Here is a 14434-nt window from a genome sequence, read left to right on the forward strand (position 1 = left end):
CTTCACCGCCCTCCGCCGGGCCACCGGCCCCCCGTGCCGCATCGCCGCAGTCCCCTGCTGCGCCGACCTTCCGACGCACGCGATCACCCCGTGTAGGTCAACGCCTGCCGCACGAGGTCGGTGAGGATCTGCCGCACCTCGTCGCTCTGCATGATGGCTACGAGAACCCCGGCGAAGGCGACCGCCGCCATCGTGGCGATGGCGTACTCGGCCGTCGCCGCGCCGATCTCATCCGTGCCGTGTTCGCGGACTCGGAGTCGTGCCATGCCCACCCGCGCCGCAGCGCGTCGTCGGAACCCTCTTCGCGGATGCGCCGGGTTCGGTGAGGGGGTCGGAATCGTCGGAACCGGTCGGGCCGGCGAGGCGGTGCAGGGGGCGGTGCCGTTCATGGGCGTCCTTTCGTCGTTCGCGGCGGATCCGCGAGAGTGTGTTGCGGCGCGAGTGCAGCCAGTGTTCCGGGTGCCGGTCATCGACGGGACCATCCGGAGCTCATCCGTGCCCCGGCCTCACGGAACGAGACCTGTGGACGACATGACGCTGATCAGGAGCGGCACCACACCGACCACCAGGAATGCCGGAAGTACGCAGATCCCGAGGGGCAGCATGAGCGCGGCCGAGGCCGTTTCCGCGTGCTGCCTGCCCTCGGTTCGAGCCGCGCGACGCACCTGGTCCGCCTCACCTCGCAGCAGCCCGGCTGCGGGAATGCCGGCCCGTTCCGCGAGTGCCGCCACCTCGTCGATGGTCGCGGCGTCGTCGGCGACCGCGGGCAGGAACCGGTCCCCGGCGGCGGTGACGCTCCGCCGCGCATCCGCGAGGGGCTGTCCGCCCGAGACCGCGATCGCGAGAAGGTCGAGGCCGAGACCGGGAGCCGCCTCGCGAGGTGTTGCCGCGCGGATGAGGTGCCGGTTCCAGGCGCCGGCGGCCACCATCAGTGCTGCGCCGAGCAGAAGGCACCCGGAGCCGAGCGGCGTGGCGAAGAGCACGCGGAGGGTGTCGAAGCCGAGCACCGTACCGAACAGGATCCCCACCGCCGGGAGCGCCAGCACCATGCGGGCGGTGGCGACGGGGCCGGCGAGCGCCACGGCGAGGTCCCGCTCGATCTGCGCGACCGACCGGAATGAATCGGCGAGGGCGGTGAGGCTGCGCGCCAGCGGCGCACCCGACTTCGTCGCCACGGCCCACGCCACGGCGAGCGCGCTCCACGCGCTCCGTACCCGCGGAGGGCAGTGCTGTGCCGCGTCGTGCATGGCGTCGGCGATCGATGCGCCCTCAGCGGTCGCATCGGCCACTCGGCGCACCACCTCCGCCGTCGACACCGTCCGCTGCCGAGCGGAGCGCGTGCTCCACCACCCACCGCCCGTATCGCCACCGCCCGTATCGCCGCCGCCCGCTCCTATGCGGGACGGGATTGACGGAGGCACGACGACACCCGGATCCGTCTGGACCGGGACGGCCGCCGCACTGAGGTGGTGCCACGCGGATGCGGGCGGCACTCCCGCCCCGAGCAGCACCGCGAGCCGGTCCGCCACCGCGGCCACCTCCTCGAGGGGATAGGCGGGCTCCTCGGCGGACGGTCGCCGACGGAGCGATCTCATCGCGGGCCCGTGGGCTTTCCGACGTCGACGCGGTCGGCGACCGGGGCAGGACGTAGTCGCTCGACGCGCAGGCGATCGCGTGCGTCCGTCCTGAGCGTGCCGAGCCCCGCCACGCGACGGGCTGGACCGGAACGCGAGAGATGCACGACGAGACCGATCGCGCTCACGGCCTGGCTGGCCAGGGCCTCGGGGCTGAGCCCCGCCCTAGCACCGAGCGCTTCGAGGCGAGCGGGCACGTCGTCGACCGAGTTGGCGTGCAGGGTGCCCGCACCACCGTCGTGCCCCGTGTTCAGTGCGGCGAGGAGATCGCGAACCTCCGGCCCCCGGCACTCCCCCACCACGAGGCGATCGGGACGCATGCGCAGCGCCTCCCGCACGAGGCGGTCGAGCGGGACCGAGCCGGCGCCCTCCAGATTGGGTTGGCGTGCCTCCAGCGACACCACGTGCGGGTGCCGCACGCGGAGCTCGGCCACGTCCTCCACCGTGACGATGCGCTCGATCGGAGGGGCGGTCGCCAGCAGGGCGGACAGCAGTGTGGTCTTTCCGCTGCCCGCCGCACCCGTGATCAGCAGGTTGGTGCGGGCGGTGACCGCCGACGTCAGGTCGGTGAGGGTGGTGCCCGGGAACATCCCGGCAGCGTGCAGCTCGGTCAGGGACGGGGCGTGCACCCGCGGCAGGCGGATGGAGACGAGCGTTCCGCGCGGTGACACGGGCGGGAGCACCACGTGCACCCGGATGCCCTCGCCGATGCGCACGTCGACGCACGGATTCGCCTCGTCGACATGGCGACCACCCGTGGCGACGAGCCGGGTGGCGAACGCTCGCAGGGTCTCCTCGTTCCGGCACACGACGGTGGACTCGCGGACGAGCCCGCCTCCCCGATCCACCCACGTCTCCCCCGATCCGTTCAGGAGGATGTCGGTGATGTCGGGTTCGGCGACGAGGTGGGCGAGCGGCCCGAATGCCGCGGCGGCCCTCCGCGGCCGTGCGGCGGGCGCTGCCCCGAGCCCCGGCCCTGTCCCCGCCGCTGTCGCTGTCCCTGGCGCACTGGCGTGCCCGGTGCTCTCGCGGGGGCGGACACCGGACGGGAGGCCGGGCGACGGGAGGGGGACCGTGGTGCGCAGCCCGGCCGCATTCCGCCGTCGGGCGACGAACGGCTCCACGGCCCGGTGCCGCGGATCGGGCGCAGGCGGCGGGCTGTCGGACGGCCGCAGTAGCGACCGGGACTCCGGTGACGACGTTCCCATGCGGGCACCGTAGCGACGGCCGCGGCGCGGCCTCCGCGGTACTTCCCGACCCGGGATAACCCGTACGGCCGAGCCTCCCGGGAGAACGGGAGGACGGGAGAAACCCGCCTCGCCAAGCCGTTCGGTCGGGGAAAAAAGAGGGGCGGCACCTATTGGGGGGAACAGGTGCCGCCACGCAACGCCGGATTGGGGGGAATCACATGCGTTGCAGTCGGCCTTTCGGCTGACGTATGAAAGTGTACCCCCCGGGGCAGCCCCGACCAAGGGTCAATCCGTGCGTTCACATCAACTTTTCATACTGGACGCGGGGGTCGCGGGAGCAGGCGGAACCGCCGTGACCGACGGCGCCCCGTGCCCGCTCCGGTGAGTGCCGCGCGAGCCGTCGCGAACTCGGAACAGGCGACGCGATAGCGTAGATGCGGAGAGGATGACGATGTCCACGAATGCGAATAACGAGGCCGAGGCCGGTCACCACACCCCGAACGCCGGGGCTGCTCGGTCGATCGATTCCCTCCAGCATCGGGGGAAGAGCTATCCCCCCTCTCCCGAGTTCACCGCCGCGGCCGTGGCCTCGGCGGACCTCTACGCGGAGGCGTCGGATCCGCAGGCCTTCTGGGCGGCGCAGTCCCGCGAGCTCCTCGACTGGGCCACGCCATTCGCATCGGTGCTCGACTGGACGAACGCACCGTTCGCCCGCTGGTTCGCCGATGGCACGCTGAACGTCGCGTACAACTGCCTGGACCGCCACGTGCTCGCCGGCAACGGCGACCGCATCGCCATCCATTGGGAGGGCGAGCCCGGAGACTCGAAGAGCTTCACCTACGCGGAGCTGACCGCCGAGGTCAAGAAAGCCGCAAACGTACTCGCGGGTCTCGGCATCGTCGCGGGTGACCGAGTCGCCATCTACCTCCCGATGATCCCCGAGGCCGTGATCGCCATGCTCGCCATCGCCCGGCTCGGTGCCGTGCACTCGGTAGTGTTCGGCGGCTTCAGCGCGGAGAGCTTGCGCACCCGTATCGACGACGCCGGAGCGAAGCTGGTGATCACCGCGGACGGCGGCTGGCGCAAGGGCCGGGTCTTCCCGCTGAAGCCCACCGTCGATGCCGCGCTCGCCGGCGACCCGAGCACGGTGGAGAACGTGCTGGTCGTGCGGCGCGGCGAGAACGAGATCGACTGGTGGGGCGAGCGCGACTCGTGGTGGCACGACCTCATGGGGTCCGCGGATGCGGAGCACGAGGCGCAGGGCTTCGAGGCGGAGTCGCCCCTCTTCATCCTCTACACGAGCGGTACCACCGGGAAGCCGAAGGGCATTCTGCACACCTCGGGCGGATACCTCACCCAGGTGGCCTTCACCCACCGGAACGTTTTCGACCTCAAGCCGGAGAGCGACGTGTACTGGTGCACGGCCGACGTGGGCTGGGTCACCGGGCACAGTTACGTGGTCTACGGGCCGCTCGCCAATGGGGCCACCCAGGTCATGTACGAGGGGACGCCCGACACGCCCCACGCGGGCCGGTGGTGGGAGATCATTCAGAAGTACGGGGTGAGCATCTTCTACGCCGCTCCCACCGCCATCCGCACGTTCATGAAGCTGGGGCGTCAGATCCCGGACGAGTTCGACCTCACGTCGCTGCGCCTCCTCGGTTCCGTGGGCGAGCCCATCAACCCGGAGGCCTGGAACTGGTACCGCAACGTGATCGGCGGCGGGAAGACCCCGATCGTCGATACGTGGTGGCAGACCGAGACGGGCGGCATCATGATCTCTCCGTTGCCCGGCGTCACGGCCACCAAACCCGGATCCGCGCAGGTGCCGCTTCCCGGCATCGCGGTCGACGTGCTCGACGACGACGGCCGAGCGGTTCCCGCCGGGAGCGGCGGACTGCTCGTCATCACGAAGCCCTGGCCCGGAATGCTGCGCGGGATCTGGAACGACCCCGAGCGCTTCGTCGAGACCTACTGGAGCAAGTTCGCCGACGCACCGGACGGTCCGCTGTACTTCGCCGGCGACGGCGCCCGCCTCGACGAGGACGGTGACATCTGGCTGCTGGGGCGCGTGGACGACGTGATGAACGTGTCGGGGCACCGCCTCTCCACGGCGGAGATCGAATCGTCGCTCGTGTCGCACCCCTTCGTGGCCGAATCCGCCGTGGTGGGCGCGACCGACGAGACGACGGGCCAGGCCGTGGTGGCGTTCGTCATCCTGCGCGCCGATCAGGCCGAGGCCGTGAGCCCCGAGGATGCCAGCGAGGTGCTGCGCCACCACGTCGGCTCGCAGATCGGCGCGATCGCCCGGCCCCGTACGATCTACGTGGTGGGTGAACTGCCGAAGACCCGGTCGGGCAAGATCATGCGCCGGCTGCTGCGCGACGTGGCGGAGGGCCGCGAGGTCGGAGACACGACGACGCTCGCCGACACCACGGTGATGCAGGTCATCAGCGAGCGCCTCGCCAGCGCCGCCGGGAAGCGGGGTCCGGAGGAGTAGCCCTCCTACTCGAAGGCGAGCACGACCTCGACCTCGACGGGCGCGTCGAGCGGCAGCACCGCGACGCCGACGGCGCTGCGCGCGTGCACGCCCCGGTCGCCGAAGATGTCGCCCAGGGTCGTCGACGCGCCGTTGATCACGCCGGGCTGACCGGTGAAGGCGGGGTCGGATGCGACGAAGCCGGTCACCTTCACAATGCGGGTGACCCGGTCGAGGTCACCGAGCACCGACTGCACGGCGGCGAGCGCGTTCAGAATGCTCAGCCGGGCGTAGCCGGTGGCCCGGTCGGCGGCGACGAGACCGTCCCCTTCGCCGACCTTGCCCGTTTCCGGCAGCGCGCCGTCGACGAACGGCAGCTGTCCCGACGTGTAGACGTGGTTGCCGTCGATGACCGCCGGCACGTAGGCCGCCACGGGAGCGGCGACCTCGGGCAGGGTTATGCCGAGTTCGGCGAGACGATCGGTGACGCGCCCCATCAGACCGAACCCGCCGCGACGGGACGCTTGAGGTAGGCGACGAGCCCGCCCTCCGGACCCGTGACCACCTGGACGAGCTCCCACCCCTCGGATCCCCAGTTGTTCAGGATCGCCGCGGTGTTGTGGATCATGAGCGGGGTGGTGAGGTATTCCCAGGTCTGGCGGCCTTCTGGCACGGTGGCTCCTTCGAATCGTGAACGGTGGGTCGAACGGGGGCCCGGCTCTCCCGGCAGGCGAGTGGCACCCGGCGTGGCGGGGGCGGATTTCCAGTTTGGTGAAGTAGGCGTCCCGTACTCTTGATCATATGTCTGCCCAAAATAATGCGCCTCGCAGTGCGCTCGCCGCCGGTCTCGGCCTCATCGGCATGAGCGCGGTAGCCGGCCTCCTGGTCACCGCCATGGTCACCCCCGCTATCGCCGTGACCGGCATGGCGGCGAAGAACACCATCGGCGTGTTCGAGAACCTCCCCGACTACCTCGAGATCGAGAACCTCGCCGAGGGCACGGAACTGTACGCGACGCAGGGTGGACAGCCCGTCAAGTTCGCCGAATTCTTCGACCAGAACCGCGAAGAGGTGCCGTGGGAAGCCGTGTCGCAGTTCGCGAAGGATGCGGCCATCGCCACGGAGGACCCGCGCTTCTACGAGCACGGCGGCGTCGACGTCCTCTCCGCAGCCCGAGCCGTGGTGCAGAACGCGGCGAGCGGACAGACCGAGAGCGGCGCCTCGACCATCACCATGCAGTACGTGAAGAACGTGCTCGTGCAGCAGGCCGAGCAGCTGAAGACCACCGACCCCGAAGCGGGCGAGAAGGCCTTCATCGCCGCCACCGAGACGAACATCGGCCGCAAGCTCAAAGAGATGCGCATGGCCATCGGGGTCGAGAAGAAGTACGACAAGGACACGATCCTGCTCGGGTACCTCAACATCGCCGGCTTCGGCGGAACCGTCTACGGCATCGAGGCCGCGGCCCAGTACTACTACAGCGTGAGCGCGGCCGACCTGTCGCTCGCTCAGGCGGCCAGTCTCGTCGCCACGGTGAACAACCCGAACAACCTGCGGATCGACATCCCCGAGAACATCCCCGCCAACCAGGCGCGGCGCGACCTCATCCTGGGCGACATGCTCGAGGAGAAGAAGATCGACCAGGCGCAGTACGACGAGGCCATCGCCACACCGGTCACGCCCGCGATCAAGCCGGTGCAGAGCGGATGCGTCAACTCGGCCGCCCCCTACTTCTGCGACTACGTCAAGTTCATCATCCAACAGGACCCCGCCTTCGGCGGCGACGCAGCAGCACGCAACTCGCTGCTCACCCGGGGCGGCCTCGAGGTGTACACCACCCTGAACCTCGACCTGCAGGGCGTCGCCTCCGAGGCCATGGTGAACGCCGTGCCGGCATCGGTGACGTGGGCCGATCTCGGCGCCGCCGCCGTCTCGGTGGAGGCAGGCACCGGCCGGGTCATCTCCATGGTGCAGAACACGGCCTACGGCAACGCCGTCGACACCCCTGGCGTCACGAGCATCAACTTCAACACCGACTACAACTACGGCGGATCCGAGGGTTTCACCGTGGGGTCGACGTACAAGACGTTCACGCTGCTGGAGTGGCTCAAGCAGGGTCACTCCCTGAATGAGACGGTCCGCGCGTCCAAGGCGACCTGGAATGCGAAGGACTTCACCAACTCCTGCGGCGGCAACATTCAGAAGCCGTACGTCGTGAAGAACGACACCGGCAGCACCGGACCGAACCTCAGCGCCCTGGTTGCCACCCGCCAGTCGGTGAACACCGGTTTCGTCGCGATGGCGGCCGAGCTCGACCTGTGCGACATCAAGCAGACCGCGCTGGACATGGGCATCCACCAGGCCGTTGCCGATCGGGAGCTGCAGATGAACGTGAGTGACGTGCTCGGCTCCGGTGGAAACAACATCGCGCCGCTCACCATGGCCACAGCGTTCGCGGGCATCGCGAGCGGCGGCAAGGTGTGCAGCCCGATCGCCATCGACCGCGTCGTTCTTGCCGATGGCTCGGAGCTTCAGGCGCCGGCGAGCACCTGCAACCAGGGCGTCCAGCCCGAGGTCGCCAACACGGCCGCCTACGCCCTGCAGCAGGTCGTGACCAACGGAACCGGAACGCGGTCGAACCCGCGTGACGGCATCGACCTCATGGGCAAGACCGGCACCACCGACAACTCGAAGGACACCTGGTTCGTCGGCTCCACCACCAAGGCCGCGACCGCGGTGTGGGTCGGCAACGTGCTCGGTGAGGTCAGCATGCGGCGCAACGGACTCGCTAACGCCCGGCACGACGTGTTCCGCCCCATTCAGACCGCCATCAACAACGTGTACGGCGGGGACGACTTCCCCGGCCCGAGCCGCACGCTCACCCGCTCGACCCGCATCAGTGTGCCCGACCTCGCCGGTCGCTCGGCCGCCGAGGCCGAGCGCCTTCTCACCGGTGTGGGTCTCATCTACGCCGACGGCGGGGCGCAGAACTCGTCGGTGCGAGAGGGCCTCGTGTCGGCGACCAACCCGGGCCCGGGTGCGAGCGTCGCGCGGAACTCCACCATCACCGTCTACACGAGCAACGGCCTCGCGGTCGGTGTGCCCGATGTCACCGGTCAAGAGGAAGCGGACGCCCGGGCGGCTCTCGAGGAGCTGGGCTTCCGGGTGAACGTGACGCGCGAGGACACCACGGACGAGAACCTCGTCGATCGCGTCGTGCGGACGGACCCGGCGGCGGGCATCCTCCGGAACCCGGCGTCCGGCCCGATCACCCTGGTGCTGGGCCGCGCCGTCGAGTCCGACTAGTGTCGCGCGCCGCATCCATCGCCCGCGTCGGCGGGACCGTTCTCGGGTCGATCACGGCCCTCGGCGCGGTCTCCGGATCACTGGCCTTCGCCTACGGCGCCCTGGTCGAGCGCAACAGGTTCACGGTGCGCCGCGTCACCATGCCGGTGCTGCCCGCAGGGTCCGAACCGATCCGGGTCCTGCACATCTCGGACATGCACATGGCACCGTGGCAGAAGCGCAAGCAGGAATGGATCCGGTCGCTGGCCGATCTCCGCCCTGACCTGATCGTCGACACCGGGGACAACACCGGGCACGCACGGGGCATCGAGGGTGTGGAACGCGCCCTCGAACCGTTCGCCGGCGTCGCCGGCGTGTTCGTGCACGGGTCGAACGACTACTACGGTCCCGTCGCCAAGAACCCGCTCCGATACTTCCGGGCACCGACGCACCGCACGGAACGGGCCCCGGATCTCGACATCGCGCGACTGGAGAGCCTGTTCGCACGCTACGGCTGGCTGGATCTCAACAACGCCGTCGGAGCGCTCGAACTGAAGGGGACCCACCTCGAGTTCTTCGGCGTGAACGACGCCCACCGCGACTTCGACCGTCCCGAACGGATCCCGCGCGCCCTGGACGATCTGCGGGAGAACGATGAACTCTACGACGCACTGCCCGAGAACGACGAGGAGCGCAGCGTCGTCACCATCGGCGTCACCCACGCGCCCTACCAGCGCGTGCTCAACTCGTTCGTCACGCACGGGGCGATCGCCATCTTCGCCGGCCACACCCACGGCGGGCAGGTGTGCGTGCCCGGCTATGGTGCGCTGGTCACCAACTGCGACATCCCGCGCCGCCAGGTGAGCGGACTCAGCATCTGGACCCACGCCCTCAGCGCCGCCTACCTCAACGTGTCGGCGGGCCTCGGCACATCGATCTACGCGCCGGTGCGGTTCGCCTGCCGCCCAGAGGCGACGCTCGTCACCCTCACCGCGCTGTCCTGACGCGGCGGTACGAAGATGCCCGAACCATCGGGTATCCTGATCTAGGCTCCTCGTGAGCTGATCGGGGTGTGGCGCAGTTTGGTAGCGCGCTTCGTTCGGGACGAAGAGGTCGTGGGTTCAAATCCCGCTACCCCGACGCGATCGGTTCAATTATCCGACTCGGATGATCAACCACAGGCAAAGGCCCCCTCTCTTCGAGGGGGCCTTCGTCATGCGCAGGACGCGCAGGCTGGTTCAGTACGGTGTTCCCATGACGAGTTCGCCGCGCACCCGCCGCATCGGGTGGCTGCTCGGCACGGTCTACCTGCTCACCCTCGCCGCGATCGCGTTCTCGCCGCAGAACGTCGACTCGCGGATCTACCCCGCGCTCCTCCGCGCCCTCGACCGGTTGCAGGAGCTGGGTGCCCCGCACTGGGTGACCTACGCCGCCGTCGAGTTCGGTGCCAACGTGCTGCTGTTCCTCCCGCTGGGCGCGCTCGTGGTGCTGCTCCTCGGACCCCGCCGCTGGTTCTGGGCCATCCCGATCGGGATCGGCTGCTCGACGGGAATCGAACTGGCTCAGGCACTGTTCCTGTCGAGCCGGGTGTCCAGCATCCGCGACGTTCTCGCGAACAGCTCCGGTGCCCTGCTGGGCGCCCTGCTCACCATCCTGGTGCTCGCCATCGCCCGCCGGAAACGGCCGGACGGCCCCGGTCAGTCGGTGGTCTGAAACTCGGGGGTGTACGACTCGAGCGAGTCGGTGCGGAAAGCCTCCTGAACCTCGGCCATCCCGACCGGGTCGAGGTTCACGATCGACTGCCCGTCGGGCGAGGTTCCGGTGCCCGTAGTCGGGGCGGTGAAGAAGGTGATGTCCTCACTTCGCAGTGAGCGGAGCTCGAGGCCGAGACCTCCGACGTAGGCGGCGTTCAATCCGTTGTCCACGCGCAGGTACGGCGAGATCGATCCGACCAGTGCACTGATCTTCGCCGGGTCGGTGAGGGTCTCCGCGCTCAGCACCTTGCCGATGACCGCCTTGATGTAGGCCTGCTGGTTGCGTGCCCGCTGGAAGTCGCCGTCACGGAAGGAATAGCGCTCGCGCACGAAGCCGAGCGCCTGTTCACCGTTGAGAGTCTGCACGCCCTGCGGGTAGGCGTGACCGTCGCGGGTGAAGGCGACGGCGTTGTCCACGTCGACGCCGCCGAGCGCGTCGGTGAGTCCCTTGAACCCCTCGAAGTCGATGATCGCCACGTGATCGATCCGCGCGGAGATGAGACTCTCGACGGTCTGCACGGCCAACGGCACGCCACCGTAGGACAGCGCCGAATTGACCTTGGCGGCACCGCGGCCCGGGATGTCCACCCAGCTGTCCCGCATGATCGACATCACCTGCACGTTCTCCCGATCGGCCGGGATGTGCAGCACCATGATGGTGTCGGAACGCTGTCCGCGCACCGTCGCCAGATCCTCCCCGATCGCGCCCCGGGTATCCGACCCGAGCAGCAGGATGTTCTGCGCCGACGCCGCAGCACCCTCCAGGACGGGCGGTCGACTCGTCTCCTCGGGGAACGCCTCCGCAATCTTCTCGGTGCCGGTGTCGAAGGTTCGCGAGAGCGTGAGCGCGTAGGTGGCGACAATCCCGACGCCGATGACCACGAGCACGACCAGCACTATTACGGTATTGCGGAGCCAATGACTTCTCGCTGTGGTGGGTTCCGCCGTCATGCCTCCATTGTCCCGCACGGTGACTGAGGACCGGGCCTCCGCACCTGCCCCCCAGTGCTGGGGGCAAACGTTGTAAAGCGGCGAAAATGCGTTGACACGCCTCCGAGCACCTGTGACAGTTATGGAATTGGTACGGCGGTATCGGGAAATACCGCCCAGGTCCCTTGACTTTCGATTCCTCGTGGGTCAGGACCGCTGATCACTATCGGGGGGAATCATGCGTCAATTGGTCCAGCGTTGGAACGTTCGCCGAAGCCACTGCTCACTGTGCGGACACGCGCTTCACCACGCCACGGAGGCTTACGGGTTGCACAAGTTCTGCTCCACGTTCCACCGTGTCGAGTGGCAGCAGCACATGGTGCTGTAGGGGGCACGTCCGTATCAGAGGGGCGCGGCCGGTCGACTGAGCGATCGGGAAAGCGTGTGCCGATGAAGTAGGGTCTATGAACAATGCGACGCCCGCGGGCGTCGCCCTCAGGTGGGTGCCTAGATTCCGGGGGGAATCGGGCACCCTTTGCACGTGAGTCGCCGGGGGAGGCGTAACAGTGGGACGGGTTGTGCGAGCAGTTTCAAGACTCAAGACGTTGGGCGCGAACGCGGTGGTGACGGCACTGGCCTCCGGGCTCCTGCTGGTGCCCGGCCCCGGAGCCGCCAGTCCGGCCGGAACCTATGAGAACGGGTCTCCCGCGGTCAGCACCAGCGGTTCCTGGTCCACGGTTCACTCGGGCTACGACAGCGGCGGGTCCTACATCCGGCTCGACAGCGCGGGCGCTGCGGAGATCACCTTCACCGGGTCCAGCGTCAAATGGGTGAGCCGCACCAACAACTACGCCGGCATCGCCGACGTCTATCTCGACGGCACCAAGGTGCAGAGCGTCGACCTCTACTCGGCCGCGACCGCATACCGCACCGTGGCCTTCGATTCCGGAAGTCTCCCGGATGGACAGCACACTCTGCGCATCGCGCACACCGGGCAGAAGAACAGCGCCTCCACCGGAAGCAACATCTTCCTCGACAGCGTCATCGTGGAGGACGATCCGACCGACGCCGTCGGCCCCGGCACGTACGAGAACGGCGCAGCGGCGATCGTCTCGTCGGGTCCGTGGTCGACGGTGACATCGGGCCAGGACAGCGGAGGATCGGCCGGTCGCCTCGACAGCGTGGGCGCCGCGACGCTGACGTTCACGGGCACCGGTGTGACGTGGCTGACGCGGATGAACGACTACGCCGGCATCGCCGAGGTGTTCCTCGACGGCGCGCGCGTGAAGACGGTCGACCTGTACTCGGAGGCGCCCAAGCACCGCACCGTGGCGTTCGACTCCGGTGCCCTCGCGGCGGGCACGCACACCCTGCGCATCGAGCGCACGGGTCTCAAGGGCACGCAGTCCACGGGCAAGAACATCTTCCTCGACGCGATCGTCGTCGAGGACGCGACGCCGGCCGAGGCCCCGGTCGACGCCCCGGCGGAGTCGGTCGCGCCGGCGGACACGGCCGCACGCACGCTCGGCACCTCCGCCGTCACCACCACCGCCGTCACGACCGCCGGCACCCAGGACAGCACGTCGGGTGCCCTCGGGTGGACCGGCAAGTGGACGCAGCACACCTCCAGCCGGGATATGGGGGGCTCCTACCGGGTCTCCGGCGACGCGTCCGCCGCCGTGCGCCTCTCCTTCACCGGCACGGGTGTGAAGTACGTCACCCGCACCGACCACTACTCCGGGATCGCCCGTGTGCTCATCGACGGCCGGCATGTGCGCGACGTGGACCTCTACACCGCCACCCGCAAGGACCAGCAGACCGTGTTCAGCGCATCCGGCCTCAGCGCCGGCACCCACACCATGGTGATCGAGCGCACCGGTGCCAAGAACCCGAGCTCCACGGGTCGGGACATCTCGCTCGACGCGCTGGTGGTCACCGACAGCACGCCGCCGCCCGCGCCCGCTGCACCATCGATCAGCGCCAACCGCAAAGGGCTCGCGCTCTCCTGGGCCACCTCCACCGCCCACGACGTGAAGAGCTACAAGCTGTACCGCGCCCTCGGCAGCGGCAGCTACTCCCTCGTCCAGGCGTTCACCCCGTCCCAGAGGTCGATCCTCGACGTGGGGCTCAACGCCAACGCCAGCTACTCCTACCGGCTCACCGCCATCGACTCGAGCGGCAACGAGTCGGCTCGGTCCGCGCCGGCCACGGCGAAGACGGTGCCTGCTCCGACCGTGTCCACCGGTCGCTATGCCAAGTGCCCCGCCGCGACCATGTCGGTGTCGACGCGCTCGCAGCTCGCCACGGCCCTCACCAAGGCGGCACCGGGCTCGGTCATCAAGCTCGCGGCGGGCAACTACGGCGGCGGCTTCAACATCGCGAAGCGCGGCACCAAGGAGAAGCCGATCTGGATCTGCGGTCCTCGCACCGCGGTGCTCGACGGCGGCAACGTGCACGCGGGGCACGGGGTCCAGATCACCAATTCGTCCCACGTGGTGCTCACCGGCATGACCATCAAGAACTCGAAGAAGGGCGTGATGGTCGTGAACAGCACCGCGATCACCGTGTCCGACCTCTCCGTCACCAGCATCGGCGAGGAGGCGATCCACCTCCGCACCCACACCACCGACAGTTTCGTCATGGGCAACGTCATCAGCCGCACCGGCCTCCGCATCGCGCAGTACGGCGAGGGCGTCTACATCGGCTCCGACCCGTCGAACTGGTGCAACTTCTCCGGCTGCCAGCCCGACCGCAGCAACCGGAACTCGGTGCTGTACAACACCATCAGCAAGACGACCGCGGAGGCGATCGAGGCCAAACCCGGTAGCCAGGGTGGACTGATCAAGGGCAACACGGTGGAGGGATCCCTGATCAATTCCTCCTTCTCCACCTCCTGGATCTCGGTGAGCGGGAACGACTACATCGTCGAACGGAACACGGGCGTCAACTCGCCTCGAGACGGCATCAAGTCGGTGAAGGTGACCACGGTGGCCGGCTGGGGTGTGAACAACGTCTTCGTCGGCAACTCCGCGACGTCGGTGCGAGCGGACTCGTACGGGGTGCGGATCACCTCCAAGTACACCAACGCGCTGGTCGGCTGCGACAACACGCTCTCCGGCTCCGGCATGGCGCCCACGAATCAGGGCTGCCAGAAGTAGCGGG

The 14434-nt window shown here is 68.9% G+C and carries 11 protein-coding genes and 1 tRNA gene; 6 read left to right on the forward strand and 6 right to left on the reverse strand.

What is annotated here, in order from left to right; all coding sequences use genetic code 11:
• Positions 1 to 83 precede the first annotated feature (83 nt).
• From EY822_RS03515 to EY822_RS03525, 3 genes are all read right to left on the reverse strand, one after another.
• Positions 84 to 266, reverse strand: coding sequence for a DUF4244 domain-containing protein (locus EY822_RS03515; RefSeq protein ID WP_150307006.1), 183 nt, complete (start codon positions 264 to 266; stop codon positions 84 to 86).
• A gap of 240 nt (positions 267 to 506) precedes the next feature.
• Entirely contained in the window at positions 507 to 1595 is a 1089-nt protein-coding gene (locus EY822_RS03520) for a type II secretion system F family protein (protein ID WP_150307007.1), read from the reverse strand.
• Positions 1592 to 2842 (reverse strand): TadA family conjugal transfer-associated ATPase, encoded by a 1251-nt coding sequence (locus tag EY822_RS03525; RefSeq protein ID WP_150307008.1) that lies wholly within the window; start codon positions 2840 to 2842, stop codon positions 1592 to 1594. Before EY822_RS03525 ends, EY822_RS03520 begins: the two co-directional genes overlap by 4 nt.
• A gap of 427 nt (positions 2843 to 3269) precedes the next feature.
• Between EY822_RS03525 and acs the strand changes: the two genes are divergently transcribed.
• Entirely contained in the window at positions 3270 to 5324 is a 2055-nt protein-coding gene (gene acs, locus EY822_RS03530) for an acetate--CoA ligase (RefSeq protein WP_406609895.1), read from the forward strand.
• A gap of 5 nt (positions 5325 to 5329) precedes the next feature.
• Here acs and EY822_RS03535 read toward each other — a convergent pair whose 3' ends face one another.
• Both EY822_RS03535 and EY822_RS15285 read right to left on the reverse strand, forming a co-directional pair.
• Complete coding sequence (locus EY822_RS03535; RefSeq protein WP_150307010.1) at positions 5330 to 5800, reverse strand: RidA family protein; 471 nt, start codon at positions 5798 to 5800, stop codon at positions 5330 to 5332.
• Positions 5800 to 5976: a DUF4177 domain-containing protein gene (locus EY822_RS15285; protein WP_227496989.1), complete on the reverse strand. Its 177-nt coding sequence runs from the start codon at positions 5974 to 5976 to the stop codon at positions 5800 to 5802. Before EY822_RS15285 ends, EY822_RS03535 begins: the two co-directional genes overlap by 1 nt.
• Before the next feature lie 128 nt (positions 5977 to 6104).
• On the opposite strand from EY822_RS15285, the gene EY822_RS03540 reads away from it, so the two are divergent.
• From EY822_RS03540 to EY822_RS03555, 4 genes are all read left to right on the forward strand, one after another.
• Positions 6105 to 8609, forward strand: coding sequence for a transglycosylase domain-containing protein (locus EY822_RS03540; RefSeq protein WP_150307011.1), 2505 nt, complete (start codon positions 6105 to 6107; stop codon positions 8607 to 8609).
• Complete coding sequence (locus EY822_RS03545; protein WP_227496990.1) at positions 8609 to 9592, forward strand: metallophosphoesterase; 984 nt, start codon at positions 8609 to 8611, stop codon at positions 9590 to 9592. Before EY822_RS03540 ends, EY822_RS03545 begins: the two co-directional genes overlap by 1 nt.
• Before the next feature lie 62 nt (positions 9593 to 9654).
• Positions 9655 to 9728 (forward strand) — tRNA-Pro (locus tag EY822_RS03550).
• A 114-nt stretch (positions 9729 to 9842) separates the two neighbouring features.
• Positions 9843 to 10301 (forward strand): VanZ family protein, encoded by a 459-nt coding sequence (locus EY822_RS03555; protein ID WP_227496991.1) that lies wholly within the window; start codon positions 9843 to 9845, stop codon positions 10299 to 10301.
• On the opposite strand, the gene EY822_RS03560 is transcribed toward EY822_RS03555, so the two are convergent.
• Positions 10286 to 11293 (reverse strand): LCP family protein, encoded by a 1008-nt coding sequence (locus EY822_RS03560; protein WP_150307013.1) that lies wholly within the window; start codon positions 11291 to 11293, stop codon positions 10286 to 10288. The two genes, EY822_RS03555 and EY822_RS03560, sit on opposite strands and share 16 nt — an antisense overlap.
• A gap of 584 nt (positions 11294 to 11877) precedes the next feature.
• On the opposite strand from EY822_RS03560, the gene EY822_RS03565 reads away from it, so the two are divergent.
• Complete coding sequence (locus tag EY822_RS03565; protein WP_150307014.1) at positions 11878 to 14430, forward strand: right-handed parallel beta-helix repeat-containing protein; 2553 nt, start codon at positions 11878 to 11880, stop codon at positions 14428 to 14430.
• Positions 14431 to 14434 lie beyond the last annotated feature (4 nt).

It is taken from the genome of Planctomonas psychrotolerans (genome assembly GCF_008642235.1).
Taxonomy (GTDB): Bacteria; Actinomycetota; Actinomycetes; order Actinomycetales; family Microbacteriaceae; genus Planctomonas; species Planctomonas psychrotolerans.

Coding starts and splice junctions, on each gene's coding strand:
- EY822_RS03515 (WP_150307006.1), bottom strand. CDS start 266: ATGGCACGACTCCGAGTCCGCGAACACGGCACGGATGAGATCGGCGCG.
- EY822_RS03520 (WP_150307007.1), bottom strand. CDS start 1,595: ATGAGATCGCTCCGTCGGCGACCGTCCGCCGAGGAGCCCGCCTATCCC.
- EY822_RS03525 (WP_150307008.1), bottom strand. CDS start 2,842: ATGGGAACGTCGTCACCGGAGTCCCGGTCGCTACTGCGGCCGTCCGAC.
- acs (WP_406609895.1), top strand. CDS start 3,270: ATGACGATGTCCACGAATGCGAATAACGAGGCCGAGGCCGGTCACCAC.
- EY822_RS03535 (WP_150307010.1), bottom strand. CDS start 5,800: ATGGGGCGCGTCACCGATCGTCTCGCCGAACTCGGCATAACCCTGCCC.
- EY822_RS03540 (WP_150307011.1), top strand. CDS start 6,105: ATGTCTGCCCAAAATAATGCGCCTCGCAGTGCGCTCGCCGCCGGTCTC.
- EY822_RS03555 (WP_227496991.1), top strand. CDS start 9,843: ATGACGAGTTCGCCGCGCACCCGCCGCATCGGGTGGCTGCTCGGCACG.
- EY822_RS03560 (WP_150307013.1), bottom strand. CDS start 11,293: ATGACGGCGGAACCCACCACAGCGAGAAGTCATTGGCTCCGCAATACC.